Origin of the sequence: Sphingopyxis indica, assembly GCF_900188185.1 — a bacterium.
GTDB classification, from domain to species: Bacteria; Pseudomonadota; Alphaproteobacteria; order Sphingomonadales; family Sphingomonadaceae; genus Sphingopyxis; species Sphingopyxis indica.
On record NZ_FZPA01000004.1, the window covers coordinates 221,236 to 236,044 of the forward strand.

Here is a 14,809-nt window from a genome sequence, read left to right on the forward strand (position 1 = left end):
TGGTTGAAATCACTTATATTCGGTGGATGCGCATTAGAGCCTGATGACATGAAATTGAACCACCTTGATCGCGCAGTGAAGCCCGCCGGCGAGGAGCGGGGCGCCGCGCGGGCCGGGAGCCCGTGCAAGACCCGCGACGGTGTCCGGCGGGCTTCACTGCGCAACCCCGGAGGGGCGGGCCGCTTTTGGCCCATTGCTGCGTTGCTCGTCGGGCACGATGATCCGCATCGCACCTCTCCTCGCGCCTTGCACTGGGCCAAAATCGGCTCCGTCAAGGTGGTTCAATTTCATGTCATCAGGCTCTGAGGCATAGATGCGGCGCTGGCGACCCGCATTCGGCCATTTTGCTGCCACGAAATCATGGTGAAACGCCCGATATGACGACGATGACTCCCCCCGCCGATCGCGCCGCGCCGCGCGCTGCGGCACCGACGGTCAAGACGCCGAAGTCGGCGATCGCCGACGATATGGCGATGATCCGCGCCGCGTCGGAGCTGACGCGCGACCTCGTGACGCCCGGCGCGCGCATCTATTGGACCGATTTCCTCGCTTCGGCTTTCGTCGGCTATGCCGGCGTCGCCGCGGCGATCCTCGCGCCGTCGACCGGCTGGATGCTCGTCGCCGCGCTGGTAGCGGTGCTCGCCCTCTATCGCGCGGGCAGCTTCATCCACGAAATCACGCATATCCGCAAAAATGCGCTGCCGGGCTTTCGCCTCGTGTGGAACATGCTGATCGGCGTGCCGCTGCTGATCCCGTCCTTCATGTATGAAGGCATCCACAGCCTGCACCACAACCGCACCAAATATGGCACGGTCGAGGACCCCGAATATCTGCCGCTCGCGCTGATGAAGCCGTGGACGGTGCCGCTGTTCGTCGTCGCGGCGGCGTTCGCGCCGCTCGCGCTCGTCTTTCGCTATGCGGTGCTCACTCCGCTCTCTTTCCTGATCCCGCCGCTGCGCCGGCTGGTGCGCGAGCGCTATTCGGGGCTCATCATCAACCCGCTGTTCCGCCGCAAGCCGCCCGAGGGTGAATTCCGCCGCCAGTGGGCATGGCAGGAAGGCGGCGCCTGGGCGTGGTCGACCTTGCTGATCGCCGCCGGCGTCTTCGGCTGGGTGCCGCTGCGCGCGCTCGTCATCTTCGGCGCGATCGCCTCCGCGACGGTGGTGCTCAACCAGATCCGCACCCTCGTCGCGCATCTGTGGGAAAATGACGGCGAAGTGCTGACCGTGACCGCGCAGTTCCTCGACAGCGTCAACGTCCCGCCGCCGGGGCTGCTGCCCGAATTATGGGCGCCGGTGGGCCTGCGCTATCACGCGCTCCACCATTTGCTGCCCGGCGTGCCCTACCATGCGCTTCCCGAGGCGCACCGCCGCCTCAAGGCCGCGCTGCCCGCCGATTCGCAATATCACCGGGCGAATTATCGCAGCCTGCCGAAACTGGTCGCCAACCTCGTCGCCGGCTCGGCCCGCGGCACCGCCGCCTGACCCGCCGCCCGGCCGGGCCGAAGGCCGGCTTTGGGGCGGGAACAAGACGATCCTCCCCGCTTGCGGGGAGGTGGCAGCGCGAAGCGCTGACGGAGGGGGGGTGGCGTCCTTCGGCGGCGCGTCAGGCCGACAGCCCCCTCCACCACCGCCTTCGGCGGCGGTCCCCCTCCCCGCACGCGGGGAGGATGGAAAGGTCCGCAATCGATCGCTCTCGGCCATCGGTTCATCCGCGAGACCTCATCTCACCGCCGCCCTTCAATCTACCCCGCGTGCGCGTCCCGCAGTTCGCGTTTCAGCACCTTGCCGATCGGGCTGCGCGGCAGTTCGTCGACGACGCGGATCGCGCTCAGCCGCTGCGTCTTGCCGACCTTGGCGTTGCAGTCGGCGCGCACGGCCTCGGGGTCGGCGCCCGCTTTCAGCACCACGAAGGCCACGGGGGTCTCGCCCCATTCCTCGCTCGGCATCCCGACCACCGCCGCCTCGACGACGCGCTCGTCGGCGATCAATATCGCCTCGAGGTCGCTCGGGAAGATGTTGAAGCCGCCCGAAATGATCATGTCCTTCGCGCGGTCCATCAAGGTCAGGAATCCGTCCTCGTCGATGCGGCCGATGTCGCCGTGGCGATAGAAAAGATTTCCTTCGGCGTCGTACCAGTGCATCGCTCTGGTCGCCTCGGGCCGGTTGTTATAGCCGGTCATCATCGCGGGCGATCGGCCGACGACCTCGCCGACCTCGCCCTGCGGCAGTTCGTTGCCCGCCTCGTCGATCACCTTCGCGACATGGCCCGGCGCCGGCTTGCCGACGGTGTGCAGCTTGTCGGGGAATTGATGCGCCTCCAGGATGAAGGCCGCGCCGCCCTCGGTCATGCCATATATTTCGACGAGCCCGCCCGGCCAGCGCTTCAGCACATCGGCTTTCAGCGCCGCGGGGAAGGGCGCCGAGGTGCAATATTTCATCACGAAGCTCGACAGGTCGAAGCGATCGAAATCCTCGAGCGCCATGATGCGGCGATATTGCACCGGCACCAGCATCGTATTCGTCGCGCGCTCGCGCTCGGCCAGCTCGAGGAAACCGCGCGCGTCGAATTTCTTCATCAAGACGACCTGCCCGCCCGACCCGACCGTCGGCAGAAAGCTCGCCATCGTCGTGTTCGAATAGAGCGGGGTCGACAGGATCGTCACGGCAGCGGGGCCATAGGCGGGCACGCCGCGCTGGATATGCTGCCAGCGCATCGCGTGGCTGTGGACGATCCCTTTGGGCGTGCCCGTCGTTCCCGACGAATAGATGATGTTGAACCCGTCTTCGGGCAGGATCGCGACCGGCTCGGGCGCTGTTCCTTCGGGCGCCATCCAGTCTTCCAGCGCCACGCCGACGGTGCTGCCGTCCATCGCGATGCGCTCGCTCGCCGCGACGCTCTGGCCTTCGAGGCTCGCCGCTGCGGCGCTGTCGAGGAACAGGTGGCGCGCGCCGGTGTCGGCGATCATCGCCGCCATCTGCTCGCCCGTCGCGCTATTGGTGATCAGCCCGGCGACGCCGCCGGCGCGCAGCGTGCCCAAAATCGCCGCCATCTGCTCGACGCTGTTCAGCCCCGCAATCGCTGTGCGGTCGCCTTTCGCGAGTCCCTCGGCCTGCAACCGCGCGGCGATTCGGTCGACCATCGCGTCCAGTTCGGCCCAGGTCAGCCGCCGGACCGGATCGGCCGCCGCTACGGCATCGGGGCGTTCGCCGGCGTGGGCACGCACGAGGTCGGAGAGGGTGGCGAAATCGCCGGCGAGCAGGTCGGAACTGGTCATGGGCCTTTGGTTAGCACAGCCGGCTCGGCGTGCAACGCCGCGCCCGGCACGGGAAGCTCGCTTGACCGAAAGTTTCAAGTCGCTACTGATTTGCGGCATAAACAAACCACAAAGCCGCGGAGATGATTGCCATGCACCCCTCAGTCCACGCCGATGCCCATCCCGACAAGCCGGCGGTGATCGTCGCCGAAACCGGCGAAACGATCAGCTATGCCGAAATGGACGCCGCCTCGAACCGCGCGGCGCAGCTCTTTCGCGCGCATGGGCTGGGGCACGACGATGTCGTCGCTTTCATGCTGGAAAACACGCCGCATTATTATGGCCTGACGTGGGGCGCGCAGCGCGCGGGGCTGCGCTATGTCTGCATCTCGTCGCGGCTGACGCAGGACGAAACCGACTATATCCTGGACAATTCGGGGGCAAAGATGCTCATCGTCTCGGCCAGCCTCGCGCCCGCCGCCGAACGGCTCGAAACGCGGATCGAGCGCTTTGCGATGGGCGGCGCGATCGCCGACTGGCCGCGAATCGAAGATGAACTGGCGAAGATGCCCGCCGCGCGGATCGCCGACGAGCGCGCCGGGGTCGACATGCTCTATTCGTCCGGCACCACCGGGCGGCCCAAGGGGGTGCGCGTGCCGCTGCCCGAAGAGCGGGCGATCGACGCGCCGAACAGCCTCGTCATGCTCGCCGCGGCGGCTTTCGGCATCGGTCCGGACAGCGTCTATCTGTCGCCCGCGCCGCTCTATCACGCCGCGCCGCTGCGCTGGTCGATGACGATCCACCGCCTCGGCGGAACCGTCGTGCTGATGAAGAAATTCGATCCCGAGGGCGCGCTCGCGGCCATCGAAAAATATCGCTGCAACGCCGCGCAATTCGTGCCGACCCATTTCGTGCGGATGCTCAAGCTTCCCGAGGAGGTGCGCGCGCGCTACGACGTCTCCTCGATGAAGAGCGCGATCCACGCCGCCGCGCCCTGCCCGATCCCGGTCAAGCAGGCGATGATCGACTGGTGGGGGCCGGTCCTGCTCGAATATTATGCGGGTTCCGAGGGCAATGGCATGACCTTCGCGACGAGCGCCGACTGGCTCGCGCACAAGGGCAGTGTCGGCCGCGCGATCCACGGCACCGTCCACATCATGGGCCCCGACAATGAAACCGAACTCGCCGCGGGCGAAGAGGGCGGGGTCTTCTTCGAAAGCGAAAATGTCTTTGAATATCATGACGATCCGGAAAAAACCGCGTCGAGCCGCAACTCGAAGGGCTGGTCCACTTTGGGCGATGTGGGCAAAGTTGACGAAGATGGCTTCCTCTACCTCACCGACCGCAAGAGCTTCATGATCATCTCGGGCGGCGTGAACATCTATCCGCAGGAGATCGAAAACCACCTCGTCACCCACCCCAGAATCGCCGACGTCGCGGTCGTCGGCGGCCCGCACGAGGAAATGGGCGAGGAAGTGATCGCGGTGATCCAGCCCGCCGACATGGCCGACGCCACCGACGCCTTCCGCGACGAGATCATCGCTTTCGCGCGCGAAAAACTGTCGGGCGTGAAAGTGCCGCGCCGCATCGACTTCATGGACGCGCTGCCGCGCCACGATACGGGCAAGCTCTACAAACGCCTCTTGCGCGATCAATATTGGGAGAAGGCGAAGGAAAAGGCGTGATGGAAACCCGCGTCGAATTCTTCTTCGATCTCTCTTCGCCCTGGACCTGCCTTGCTTTTCACAACCTGCCCGCCGTGCTCGATCGCACCGGTGCGGGGGCGATCTATCGCCCAATTCTCGTTGGCGGGGTGTTCAACGCGGTCAATCCCGCCGTCTATGCCGCGCGCGAGCAGGCCGACAATCGCAAGCTCGACCATAGCTGGAAGATACTGAAGGACTGGGCACGGCTCGCGAGCGTGCCGATGAACTTCCCGTCGCAGTGGCATCCGGCGAAGAGCATCGCCGCGATGCGTTTCTGCACGGCGCTCGAAGACGACCAGCCCGCCCTCGTCCGCTTTGCCCGCGCGGCCTTTGCGAGCTATTTCGACCGCCAGGAAAATCTCGACGACCCGGCGGTGCTGATCGCGGTCGCCGACGCCGAAGGCCTCGACGGCGGCGCGATCGCCGAGGCGGCGGTGAGCGATGCTGTCAAGGCGCGGCTGCGCGCCAACACCGATGAAGTCATCGCGCGCGGCGGCTATGGCTCGCCGACGATCTTCGTCGATCGCGACGACATGTATTTCGGCAACGACCAGCTCCCGCTCGTCGAAGCCGCGCTCAAAAGGACACCCCGATGAAGGACCGTATCTCGATCACGATGCTCGAAGGCGGCATCGCCGACGTCCGGCTGATCCGCGCCGACAAGATGAACGCGCTCGACGCCGCGATGTGGGAGGCGCTGGCGCAGGCCATCGACCAGCTCAAGGCGACCGCGGGGCTGCGGGTGGTGGTGCTGTCGGGCGAAGGGCGCGCCTTTTGCGCGGGGCTTGATCTCTCGAGCCTCGGCGGCGAGCGCGAGCCGGGTGCGAGCAGCGCCGGCGGCAGTCTGTCGGACCGCACGAAGGGGATCGCCAACAACGCCCAATATGCCGCGTGGGGCTGGCGCGAGTTGCCGGTGCCGGTGATCGCCGCGGTCCACGGCGTCGCATTCGGCGCGGGGAGCCAGATCATGGCCGCCGCCGACATCCGCATCGTCCACCCCGACACGCGGATCGCGATCATGGAGATGCGCTGGGGCCTCGTCCCCGACGTCGCGGGCATGGCGCTGTGGCGCACGCAGGTCGCCGACGACGTGCTGCGCGAAATGATCTATACCAACCGCGAATTCACCGGATCCGAAGCGAAGCTGCTGGGCTTTGCGACGCATGTCGCCGACGACCCGCTGGCGAAGGCGATGGAGCTGGCGGCGGTGATCGCCGACAAGAACCCGCACGCGGTCCGCGGCGCCAAGCGCCTCTGCAACATGCTCGCCGACGCGAGCGATGCCGAAATATTGCAGGCCGAAAGCGACGAGCAGGTGAAGGTCATCCGCACCCCCAACCAGATGGAGGCGGTGATGGCGCATATGCAGAAGCGCAAGCCGAATTTCGTCGATTGATCGTCGCCCCCCGCACAGGCGGGGACGATAATTATTCGAGCAATTCCAGAAAGCGCGCCGCATTGTGCCAGTCGGCTTCGCGGCGCGCGCGCTGTGCCTGGGCCTCGCCGTCGGTGCCCCAGCGGCGCTCCTGATAGCGCTCGTCGAGGCTGACGGCCTGCCACAAGGCATCGGCGTCGAAGGCGCGCTCGGCGAGCGCCAGCCCCGCGACGAGCGAGCCGCCGATCGTCACCAGCGGCGACAGCGCGGCGAGCCGGAACGGGTCGAGCGCATGTACCGCGCCTTTCAGCGCGGCCACCGTGGCCTTCGGCTGGTCGACCGGCAGCACGCCCTGCGCAAGCGCGAACTCGACGCCGTGGCGCCCCTCGGCCCAGGCGAGCAGCGGGTTCCATGCCGCCGCCTGCTCGGCCTGCAAGGCGGCATCGCGGTCGTCGCGATAGCAGAGGAGGTCGCTTTCCGCATAGGCCGCGATCGGCGCGGCAAAGGCGGCGGGGTCGGGCGCGGCAAGGTCGATCGCGGCGTTGGCGATGCCGGTGAGCGGCATTGCGGCGGGATCGACCGTCTCGCCCTGCCCCTGCCATTCGGCCGCTATCGCGCGCGCGAGCGGCTCGCTCGCGACGATGAGCGGCGCGCGCGCCGGGGTGCGCACCGCGCGGCCATCGAGCGCGATGCCCCAGCCGCCGTCCTGCCGGGCGGCCTCGGCGGTCTTCCAGAAGCGCTTCATCGCGCGCCGGGCGACCGCCAGCGGCGCGCGAGGATTTTCGGCATCACGGCGAAGTCGAACAGGCCGACCAGCACGATCGCGACGCCGATCCAGCGGTCGGCCGGCTGCCCGGCGAGCGACCAGCCGCCGCGGATCAGCACGAAGCCGGCGAGCACGAAGATCGCGCCGGTGATGCGGATGGCATTGAGGGCAAAGAAGCGCTTTTTGGCGAGGGCGTCGGCGGCGTCGGTCATGGCTGCTCCCTATCGCCGCCGAGGTGACGCATCAACCGAGCGAGCGCGCCATGGCCGGTGGCATCGAGCCCCGCCGCGACGCGCTCGCGCTCGTCGGCACTCTTGTTCTGCGACAGCTTGATCGTCGGGCGCCACGCAGCGATCCGCATCTCGAATCCGGTGATCGCACCTGTCATCCGGCCGAACAGCGCGGGGTTCATCTTGTCGCGCGTCCACGGCGGCGTCGCGCCGATGCGTGCCTCATGATGCGCGGAAAGCGCATCGAGCAGATCGAGCAAGGCGTCGTCGTTCAGCTTGCGCGCGATGCCTTCCATCTCGACCGCGACATAATTCCACGTCGGCACCTGATCGGTTGCCGCATACCAGCCTGCGCTGACATAGGCATCGGGGCCCTGCACGACCGCGAGCGCCGTCGTTCCGTCGAGGTGCCGGGTCAGCGCATTGCCGCGCGCGAGATGGAAGCGCAGTGTCGCATTGTCTTCGCTCATCAGCACCGGCGTATGCGCGACGCGCGGGCCGTCGGGGGTCGCCGCGAAAATCGCGGCAAAGCCGATCTCGCGCACCAGCAGCGCGGGCAACTCGTCCTGTTGCGGCCGGAAAGCGGAATTGGGATGCATCAGCGCGGCCCGCGCGGCGCAGGTTTCGACGGTTTGCGCGCGCCGGCCTTGGCAGGCCCGCGCTTCGCCCCGACTTTACCGGCAGGCTTGGCCTTTGCTTCGGCTCGCCCGCGCCGTTCGCCGCGCCGCGCCTTGCGGACCTGCTTGGCATGGGCCTTGGCCTTCGCTTTCTGCGCCGCTTTGGGCGGCGTCCGCGGTTCGTCCTCGACGAGCAGGTCGCCGAGGATCGGGTCGAAACCGAGCGCGTCGAGGCTCGCGGCGAAATGGTCGGGAAGCGGCGCCGACACGTCGAGCGCGCCGCCGTCGGGATGGTCGATGCGCAGGCGGCGGCTGTGCAGGTGCAATTTCCGGCTGATCGTTCCGGTCAGGAAAGCGTCCTTGCCGCCATATTTGCCGTCGCCGACGATCGGATGGCCGATCGCCGCCATATGGACGCGGAGCTGATGGGTGCGCCCGGTCAGCGGTTGCAGCTCGACCCACGCCGCCTTGTTCCCGGCGCGCTCGATGATCCGATAGCGCGATTTCGATGGCAGGCCCTTTTCGTCGACGTGCATCTTTTCGCCGCCCGAACCCGGCTGCTTGGCGAGCGGCAGGTCGATTTCGCCCTGCGCGATGTCGGGCACGCCGACGACTATCGCCCAATAGGTCTTCTTCGCGCTGCGGTTCGAAAAGGCCTTGGCGAACCACGCCGCGGCGCGCGGGGTGCGCGCGACGAGCAGCGCGCCCGAGGTGTCCTTGTCGAGCCGATGGACGAGCTTGGGGCGGACCGGCGCATCGCCCTGCAATGCGCCGAGCAGGCCGTCGACGTGGCTCTCGGTCTTCGTCCCGCCCTGCGTCGCGAGACCTGGCGGCTTGTCGAGCACGAGCGCGCTCGCGTCGCGATGGATCACCATCGCCTCGGCGAGCGCAATATCGGCGGGCGACAGGGGCTTGTCCTTGCGCGGGCGCGGGCCGCTCGGCGCGGCGGGGGGGACGGGCATCGCGATGCGCTGCCCCGCCTCGATGCGGTCCGAAACGTCGGCCTTCTTGCCGTCGAGCGTCAGTTCGCCCGAGCGCGCCCAGCGCGCGATCAGCGCGTGCGGCGTGCCCGGCCGGTGCCGCTTGAACCAGCGATCGAGCCGGATGCCGTCATCGTCTTCGGCGACGACCGCCGTGTCGTGCGCGTCGCCGTTCATGCCGGAAGCTGCCGCATCGCGACCATGCCGAGCCCGCAGGCGACAATGCCGACGATCACCGACGACAGGACATAGGCCAAGGCCTGCCCCATTGCGCCACGCTCGAAGAGCAGCCAGAATTCGAGGCTGAACGAGGAAAAGGTGGTGAAGCCGCCGAGCAGCCCGACCCCGAGGAACAGTCGCGTCGTCTCGCTGCCGCCGCTGCGCGCGAGCCAGCCGACGAGGAGCCCCATCGCGAGGCTGCCGGCGATATTGGCGGTGAAGGTCCACCACGGAAAACCGGGGCCGAGCCGCGCGAGCATGATCTGGCCGAGCAGGTGCCGGCACCCGGCGCCGAGCGCGCCGCCGAGCATGACGGGAAAAAGCGTGTTCATGGCGCCCGCACTAGCCTGAAACGGCAGCGAGGCAAAGCGGCGGCATTCGCCTCGCGTCGAGCGCCCGCGAGCGGAATGCTGCATCTATCCGGTCAACGGGCTTGACGATGAGAACAAATAGTGTCCAGAATGGACCTGCCAGTGGAGAGTCGGGGCGCGACGATCGGGCATGAAAAGCAACATTGGTCCGAATTGGCGGCATATGCGAACGAACATAAGGTGAATCCAGCCATTGTGACGGGATAGTTGCGCCAGGACGGACAGAGAAGGGGGGCAAGGCGATGATTTATATCGACGTAAACCGCTCGTCGCACGAGGAGGCCGTCGAACCCGGCCGTGCGGACAGCCCGGAGCCGGCCCGGTTCCCAACGCATTTCGACGATGAGCGTCCGCTGCTGGTGGCGGTGGCTGCGCCCCCGTCGCAATCGGTGGGCGAAGGGATCGCAGGGATGCGCCCGGCCGCGACAGTCTCGCCGCAGGGCGCCGCCGATCATATCCGGGCCATGGCGCGACCCGGGATCATTTGGTTGCGGAGCGCCGAATCGCTCGACGACGCGCTCTTGTCCACGCTTTGCGCCGCTCTGGCGGAACGGCGCTGCAGCCTGATCGGCGAAACGACACTCGCGGCGCTCGACCGGATTGATGCGCTGTTTGCCGACGCGATCCCGACGCAGTGGCTCGTCGATGCGGATCCGCTCGATCGCGCCATGGCCGTAGCCGCGCTGACGCGCGCGCGGCCGCTCGAAGTGAATGACGTAACCCGCGACGAGGCCATGGCGCGCATTGATCGCCTGCAGGAGGAGGTTGCGCGCATCGCGCGCTTGCTCGGCGATTTCGCCGGGCCGGGCGGGCTTCCCGGGACGCCGCACGATCACGGGGGCGGCGGCCATCGGTCTGTCGGCTATCCGGGGCAGGTGCGCGCGCCGGTGCGCGACTTCGCCCTGGCGCCGCGCAGCTTCGAATCCGGGGAACGTGCGCTCGACCGCCAGCGCGCGAAGAATGTGCGGCGAATGCTCCGCCAGCGGCGGATGCGCGAGCAATATTTCCCCGCCGACCTGTTCGCCGACCCTGCATGGGACATGCTGCTCGACCTCTATGCCGCGCGGCTCGAGCACCAGCCGGTTTCGGTGTCGAGCCTGTGCATCGCCGCGGCGGTTCCCGCGACGACCGCGCTGCGCTGGATCAAGACGATGACCGAGGCCGGCCTCTTCGTGCGCGAAGCCGATCCGCAGGACGGCCGCCGCATCTTCATCGCGCTTGCGGAGGGCGCGTGTGATGCGATGGCCCGCTATTTCGAAGCGCTCGAGGAATAGGCCGACGCTTGCCAGCGCCGCAAAGCTGTGGCAGGGGCGCGCTTCCCGGCTATCGGGCGCTTAGCTCAGTTGGTAGAGCATCTCGTTTACACGGGGATGTTTCGTCTGATCCAACCATCGGTTATCCTTACGCTTTCTTCTGGTCGCGATTGGCGTTTCCGGGATTTGTGCGGGACACCGCCACCTCACTTGCATCGAGACCGTCCCGAACATCCTCGTCCAGCACATGCGCGTATTTGAGCGTCGTCGCGATATTGCGATGAGCGAGGGCGCGCTTTGTCAGCGCCAGGTCGCGGGTCTGACGCAGGACGCGCGTCGCCCGGGTATGGCGCAGGTCGTGCAAGCGAAGGCCGGGGACCCCGATCGCCTCGCGCGCATCCTCGTGCGCGTCGCGAATGACCGTGATGCTGAGCGGATAGCGGTCGCCTTGCCGGCGCCGGACCCGCTCGCGCCTTCCCCCGCTCGCCGTCGCGCGTTGGCAGATATAGGTGAACACCTTCGGGCCGGCCTTGGGCTGGTTGGCGATAATCAGGAGCATCGCCTGCGTCAGCGGTCGCTCGACCATCGCCCCGCCCTTGACGCGCGTCCATGCCGATCGGTTCGCCAGATCGAGGTCGCTCCAACCGAGATTGATGACCTCGCTTCGCCGCCAGCCTGAAAGCAGCAGGAACTCGATCGCCGGGCGCACATCGTCGCGTATTGCCGCCAGATAGGCGTCCTGCTGATCGCCGGCGTCGAGAAGCTGCCAGCGCGTCCCCTGCGCCTTGTAGCGCAGCGCATTCCAGTCGGGCATGTCTCCGATGTCATATTTGGCTTTTTGGGCGCGGTGCCAGACGGCGCTCGCAACCTCGATCTCGCGATTGATGCTGCTGTTCGCGCGGAGCTCGCCATTGTCGCGGACCCGGCGCGCGGCGAAATGGTCGATCAGGTGGCGCTGCGTCACATCGGAAAGCAGCAACCCGCCGCCGATCCCCGTGACGAGCGCTTTCAGGATATATTCGGTCGTTTTCCAGCTCGGCAAGGTGTTGGCATAGTCCTCGTAGAAGCCAGCGGCATTGTCGAGCGTGATCGGCGGAAGCGTGCGGGTCGGCAGAAGCGCATCGTGGAGCTTTTGGTCTATGATCGCTTGCGCGTCTCGCTTGTTGCCTGTTCCCGTCGAGCCATGAAACCGACGACCGTTCCTGACGAAGTCGTAGTGCCAGTGCGGCGAGTTCTTTTTCGGGATGGGCTTGGGCATGGCATAGCTTCCTGAGGCCGGGGAACGACGCGCTGGCGAGCGAGATAATCGGCAATGTCGTCCGGCGTGTGCCGAATCTTGCGCCCGTCGAGCCTGACGTAACCGATCATTCCGGCCTGGCGCAAACGGCGAAGCGTCGGCGCCGAGATGTTGAGCTCGGCCGCGGCTTCGTCGATCGTCAAGAGGTCGCGGGGGTTGGTCATGCGTCAATGTTCCGCTGCTCGATGGACGGGAAGCCATCGTGAAGCTGGTTGTCGAGACGACGGCCGGCGCGCTTCTTCCCAACGCGAAGGTGCCCGCCCTGGTCCGCCGAATGCGTCCAACGGCCTTCCCACCGATCTGCCGACGGATCGTGGTCGATGTCGGGATAAGCGCACCAGCCGCTGCCATCCGAGTGATTATCGATCTCGCCGGGAAACCATTCCCCCCATTGCTTGAAGAAGAAGGGCACTCCAGCCGCGCCGCATTGATCGCGCAGCGCGCGCGCCCAGTCAGGGTGCATCGGCCGTGCCTTCGGCCCGCTCTCGCCGCCGCAAATCACCCAATCGAGCGCGTCGAGCCACGTCAGCCAGCCGTTGACCGGGCAATTGTCCAGCAACTGCCCGAGATCGACCGGACCAAGCATGGGCTCCATGCTGAGACCGACCCAAGGAATGCCGAGCCGGGCTTTCAGGTCGAGTAGCCGGGGAATGTCGCGGTTCGCTTCATCCTGATTGACGATCGATATGATGAGCCCGGCGTGTTTCGGCCATGGCCGCCCTCTCAAGCGCTTCTCGACGAACGAGATGCGTTTCGTGACGATCTGGATTTCGAGCCGGTTGCATCGGCCAATTGTCGTCCATGCCTCATCGAACCATTCGGCGGGCACTTCGTTGTCGAACAGGTCGCTCATCGACTGGATGAAGACGCGCCGTCGGGAATGATCGTGAAGCTGGCCGATCTCGCAGTCGGCCGCCCACCAGGCATGGTCGTTGTCGAGCCGGTGAAGCGTCTTGACCGCCGATGCGATCTTGCGGCGCGGCACGCCGACGCCCCAATGATTACCGCCCGTCCGCTTCGACCACGTCTCGGCATAGCAATGATCGCAGCCGGGACCGACCTTGGTGCATCCCCACCAGAAATTGACCGTTGCATCGGTCCATTCGATCTTTGTGCCGTCAGCCATCATCATCCCTCATGCAGCCGCGCCCGAAGGTCATCGGCGATAACCCGGTAAAGCCGCGCGGCCATGCGCGATCGCTTGCACACCCTGTCAGCCCGCGCGTCGAGCCACGCCGGGAGGTTCAGCAAGGCGGCTATGCGGCTCGCCCATGCGTCTGTTGCGACGTCGGCGATGTGCGTGCCGTCGCTGGCGAGTATCTGCTTGCCGTGCGCGCGGAAGGTCATGCTTCGTCCTTTGCTTGGTGAGCGCGTTGGTATGCGGCCAGACCGTCTAGCGTGAAGGTGGACCCGCAATCTGTGCAGCCCACGCTGTCAAGTGCCCGAACGGGAACCAGCGAGCCGCCACAAAGGACGCAGCGCCGCAGTTTTTCGTCCGCCTCAATCCGCTCGATAAGCTGTGAGAGGTCGGTCATGGCTTCCTCCATTGTGAAAGCGCATCACGGTCGAGCGACTTCCACTGATCCTCGCCGCCAGCATTGATCATGCCAGCCAGAATGTTGGCGCGAGCTTCGGCATAAGCACCGTGGCCGCAGTCGATCAGGAAGCCATCGGCGAGCAGGACGGACCAAACGGTGCCGACGCCAGCATCGCAGCGATGATCCTTGTGGCAGACCAGCGCGCGACCGCTGTGAATTTCAGCGAAGGTGGTCATCGCTCCCCTCCCGTATCGCGTTGGAGGGCGGCGCGCCATTTTGACCACGAGACTTCCGCCTGAATGGGTTCGGCGCCCGGCATGCCCTCGGTTGCGCCTTGCACAAAACCGTCATTCCAGCCTGCCATATATGATCCGCGCAGCCTCTCGGGCTCCCCATCGCCTTGGGGAGTGAGGGCGAGCGCGCGCTCGACGGCCTGCACTGCGAGAAGATCATCGCCATCCGGGTTGGAAAAATCCTCTATATCTTCGTCGATATACCCAAGCGCGCGAGCCTCTTCCTGCACAATAGCAATTGCGCGCGCTCGCAACTCCCCCACCCCATAGCTGCGCCCCTCGCCTGAATGGGCGGCGCGGCGATAACCGAGGCCGTCGCATCGCGTGCAACGGACTCCATCGACATTTCCATATCCCGCGCACATCGCGCAAGTTGGACCGATGGCGGCGCGACCCTCGCCTGAATGGGTGGCGCGGTGGCGAATATCAGGCAGCGAGACGACGGGGCACCAATCCGGCGTTTCCCATCTGGTATCGCCGACGCGCTTGCGCTGCTCAAAGTCGGGATGCGCGCAATAGACATTGCTGCCGCTATCGCTTTGCACGCGATATGATTCGGAGACGCAATGGCGGCACTCGAAACAGGATGCCTTGACGGTCACGCGCGGGCCTTCCGCCTGCGTCGGTTCCAGCTTGTCGGTCATAGGCTGCATCATTGCATCCGCTCCATTTTCCAGAGGATTTGTATCGCCAGAAGAAAAGTGATGTCCGCAATCGTTGGTTCATCGCCAGTGATCGCGCCGAAGGCGGCTGCGACAGCAACGCAAATAAACACCGTCCCGATCGCTCGAAAGAATGCGGCGGCATCAGCTTTGGGAATTATATACTTGACTCCCCATTCTCCTAATCCTGTTTCTTTCGGCGGCGCTTCACGCGGCGCTCGATCTTCTTTGCCTGCTGGCCTTTGT

The 14,809-nt window shown here is 66.3% G+C and carries 19 protein-coding genes; 5 read left to right on the forward strand and 14 right to left on the reverse strand.

Going from position 1 to position 14,809, the window contains the following annotated elements; translation table 11 throughout:
- The first annotated feature begins 377 nt into the window (after positions 1 to 377).
- On the forward strand, positions 378 to 1,484 hold the full coding sequence (locus tag CHB69_RS08275) for a fatty acid desaturase family protein (RefSeq protein ID WP_089215511.1): 1,107 nt from the start codon (positions 378 to 380) through the stop codon (positions 1,482 to 1,484).
- A gap of 260 nt (positions 1,485 to 1,744) precedes the next feature.
- On the opposite strand, the gene CHB69_RS08280 is transcribed toward CHB69_RS08275, so the two are convergent.
- Positions 1,745 to 3,277: a class I adenylate-forming enzyme family protein gene (locus CHB69_RS08280; RefSeq protein WP_089215512.1), complete on the reverse strand. Its 1,533-nt coding sequence runs from the start codon at positions 3,275 to 3,277 to the stop codon at positions 1,745 to 1,747.
- A 131-nt stretch (positions 3,278 to 3,408) separates the two neighbouring features.
- Here CHB69_RS08280 and CHB69_RS08285 point away from each other — a divergent pair, with 131 nt between their 5' ends.
- From CHB69_RS08285 to CHB69_RS08295, 3 genes are read left to right on the forward strand one after another with little or no spacing between them, the layout of a single operon-like run.
- Positions 3,409 to 4,941, forward strand: coding sequence for an acyl-CoA synthetase (locus CHB69_RS08285; protein WP_089215560.1), 1,533 nt, complete (start codon positions 3,409 to 3,411; stop codon positions 4,939 to 4,941).
- Positions 4,941 to 5,558: a 2-hydroxychromene-2-carboxylate isomerase gene (locus CHB69_RS08290; protein ID WP_089215513.1), complete on the forward strand. Its 618-nt coding sequence runs from the start codon at positions 4,941 to 4,943 to the stop codon at positions 5,556 to 5,558. The genes CHB69_RS08285 and CHB69_RS08290 overlap by 1 nt, the downstream gene beginning before the upstream one ends.
- Positions 5,555 to 6,358: a crotonase/enoyl-CoA hydratase family protein gene (locus CHB69_RS08295; protein WP_089215514.1), complete on the forward strand. Its 804-nt coding sequence runs from the start codon at positions 5,555 to 5,557 to the stop codon at positions 6,356 to 6,358. Before CHB69_RS08290 ends, CHB69_RS08295 begins: the two co-directional genes overlap by 4 nt.
- 31 nt (positions 6,359 to 6,389) lie before the next feature.
- On the opposite strand, the gene CHB69_RS08300 is transcribed toward CHB69_RS08295, so the two are convergent.
- The 5 genes from CHB69_RS08300 to crcB are packed head-to-tail and all read right to left on the reverse strand — an operon-like array spanning position 6,390 to position 9,481.
- On the reverse strand, positions 6,390 to 7,082 hold the full coding sequence (locus tag CHB69_RS08300) for an ATP12 family chaperone protein (RefSeq protein ID WP_089215515.1): 693 nt from the start codon (positions 7,080 to 7,082) through the stop codon (positions 6,390 to 6,392).
- Positions 7,079 to 7,315, reverse strand: a complete 237-nt coding sequence (locus CHB69_RS08305) for a hypothetical protein (protein ID WP_089215516.1) — start codon at positions 7,313 to 7,315, stop codon at positions 7,079 to 7,081. The genes CHB69_RS08300 and CHB69_RS08305 overlap by 4 nt, the downstream gene beginning before the upstream one ends.
- On the reverse strand, positions 7,312 to 7,932 hold the full coding sequence (locus CHB69_RS08310) for an FMN-binding negative transcriptional regulator (RefSeq protein ID WP_089215517.1): 621 nt from the start codon (positions 7,930 to 7,932) through the stop codon (positions 7,312 to 7,314). The genes CHB69_RS08305 and CHB69_RS08310 overlap by 4 nt, the downstream gene beginning before the upstream one ends.
- Positions 7,932 to 9,107, reverse strand: a complete 1,176-nt coding sequence (locus tag CHB69_RS08315; RefSeq protein ID WP_089215518.1) for an RluA family pseudouridine synthase — start codon at positions 9,105 to 9,107, stop codon at positions 7,932 to 7,934. The genes CHB69_RS08310 and CHB69_RS08315 overlap by 1 nt, the downstream gene beginning before the upstream one ends.
- Entirely contained in the window at positions 9,104 to 9,481 is a 378-nt protein-coding gene (gene crcB, locus CHB69_RS08320; protein ID WP_089215519.1) for a fluoride efflux transporter CrcB, read from the reverse strand. Before crcB ends, CHB69_RS08315 begins: the two co-directional genes overlap by 4 nt.
- Positions 9,482 to 9,762: 281 nt before the next feature.
- Here crcB and CHB69_RS19670 point away from each other — a divergent pair, with 281 nt between their 5' ends.
- Positions 9,763 to 10,794: a MarR family winged helix-turn-helix transcriptional regulator gene (locus tag CHB69_RS19670; RefSeq protein WP_245836626.1), complete on the forward strand. Its 1,032-nt coding sequence runs from the start codon at positions 9,763 to 9,765 to the stop codon at positions 10,792 to 10,794.
- A gap of 127 nt (positions 10,795 to 10,921) precedes the next feature.
- Here CHB69_RS19670 and CHB69_RS08330 read toward each other — a convergent pair whose 3' ends face one another.
- The 8 genes from CHB69_RS08330 to CHB69_RS20090 form a co-directional block, all read right to left on the reverse strand.
- Positions 10,922 to 12,019: a tyrosine-type recombinase/integrase gene (locus CHB69_RS08330; protein WP_425442412.1), complete on the reverse strand. Its 1,098-nt coding sequence runs from the start codon at positions 12,017 to 12,019 to the stop codon at positions 10,922 to 10,924.
- Positions 11,911 to 12,234, reverse strand: coding sequence for a helix-turn-helix domain-containing protein (locus CHB69_RS20760; RefSeq protein WP_089215521.1), 324 nt, complete (start codon positions 12,232 to 12,234; stop codon positions 11,911 to 11,913). Before CHB69_RS20760 ends, CHB69_RS08330 begins: the two co-directional genes overlap by 109 nt.
- Positions 12,231 to 13,202, reverse strand: coding sequence for a DUF5131 family protein (locus CHB69_RS08340; protein ID WP_212541902.1), 972 nt, complete (start codon positions 13,200 to 13,202; stop codon positions 12,231 to 12,233). Before CHB69_RS08340 ends, CHB69_RS20760 begins: the two co-directional genes overlap by 4 nt.
- Complete coding sequence (locus CHB69_RS08345) at positions 13,199 to 13,417, reverse strand: hypothetical protein (RefSeq protein ID WP_089215522.1); 219 nt, start codon at positions 13,415 to 13,417, stop codon at positions 13,199 to 13,201. Before CHB69_RS08345 ends, CHB69_RS08340 begins: the two co-directional genes overlap by 4 nt.
- The gene (locus CHB69_RS08350) at positions 13,414 to 13,605 is read right to left on the reverse strand and encodes a hypothetical protein (protein WP_141133938.1); all 192 of its coding nucleotides are present in this window, start codon (positions 13,603 to 13,605) and stop codon (positions 13,414 to 13,416) included. The genes CHB69_RS08345 and CHB69_RS08350 overlap by 4 nt, the downstream gene beginning before the upstream one ends.
- Positions 13,602 to 13,844 (reverse strand): hypothetical protein, encoded by a 243-nt coding sequence (locus CHB69_RS08355; protein WP_089215524.1) that lies wholly within the window; start codon positions 13,842 to 13,844, stop codon positions 13,602 to 13,604. The genes CHB69_RS08350 and CHB69_RS08355 overlap by 4 nt, the downstream gene beginning before the upstream one ends.
- The gene (locus tag CHB69_RS08360) at positions 13,841 to 14,545 is read right to left on the reverse strand and encodes a hypothetical protein (RefSeq protein ID WP_089215525.1); all 705 of its coding nucleotides are present in this window, start codon (positions 14,543 to 14,545) and stop codon (positions 13,841 to 13,843) included. Before CHB69_RS08360 ends, CHB69_RS08355 begins: the two co-directional genes overlap by 4 nt.
- A gap of 8 nt (positions 14,546 to 14,553) precedes the next feature.
- Positions 14,554 to 14,809: hypothetical protein (locus tag CHB69_RS20090; RefSeq protein ID WP_170935482.1), on the reverse strand; the 256-nt coding region annotated here is incomplete at its 5' end.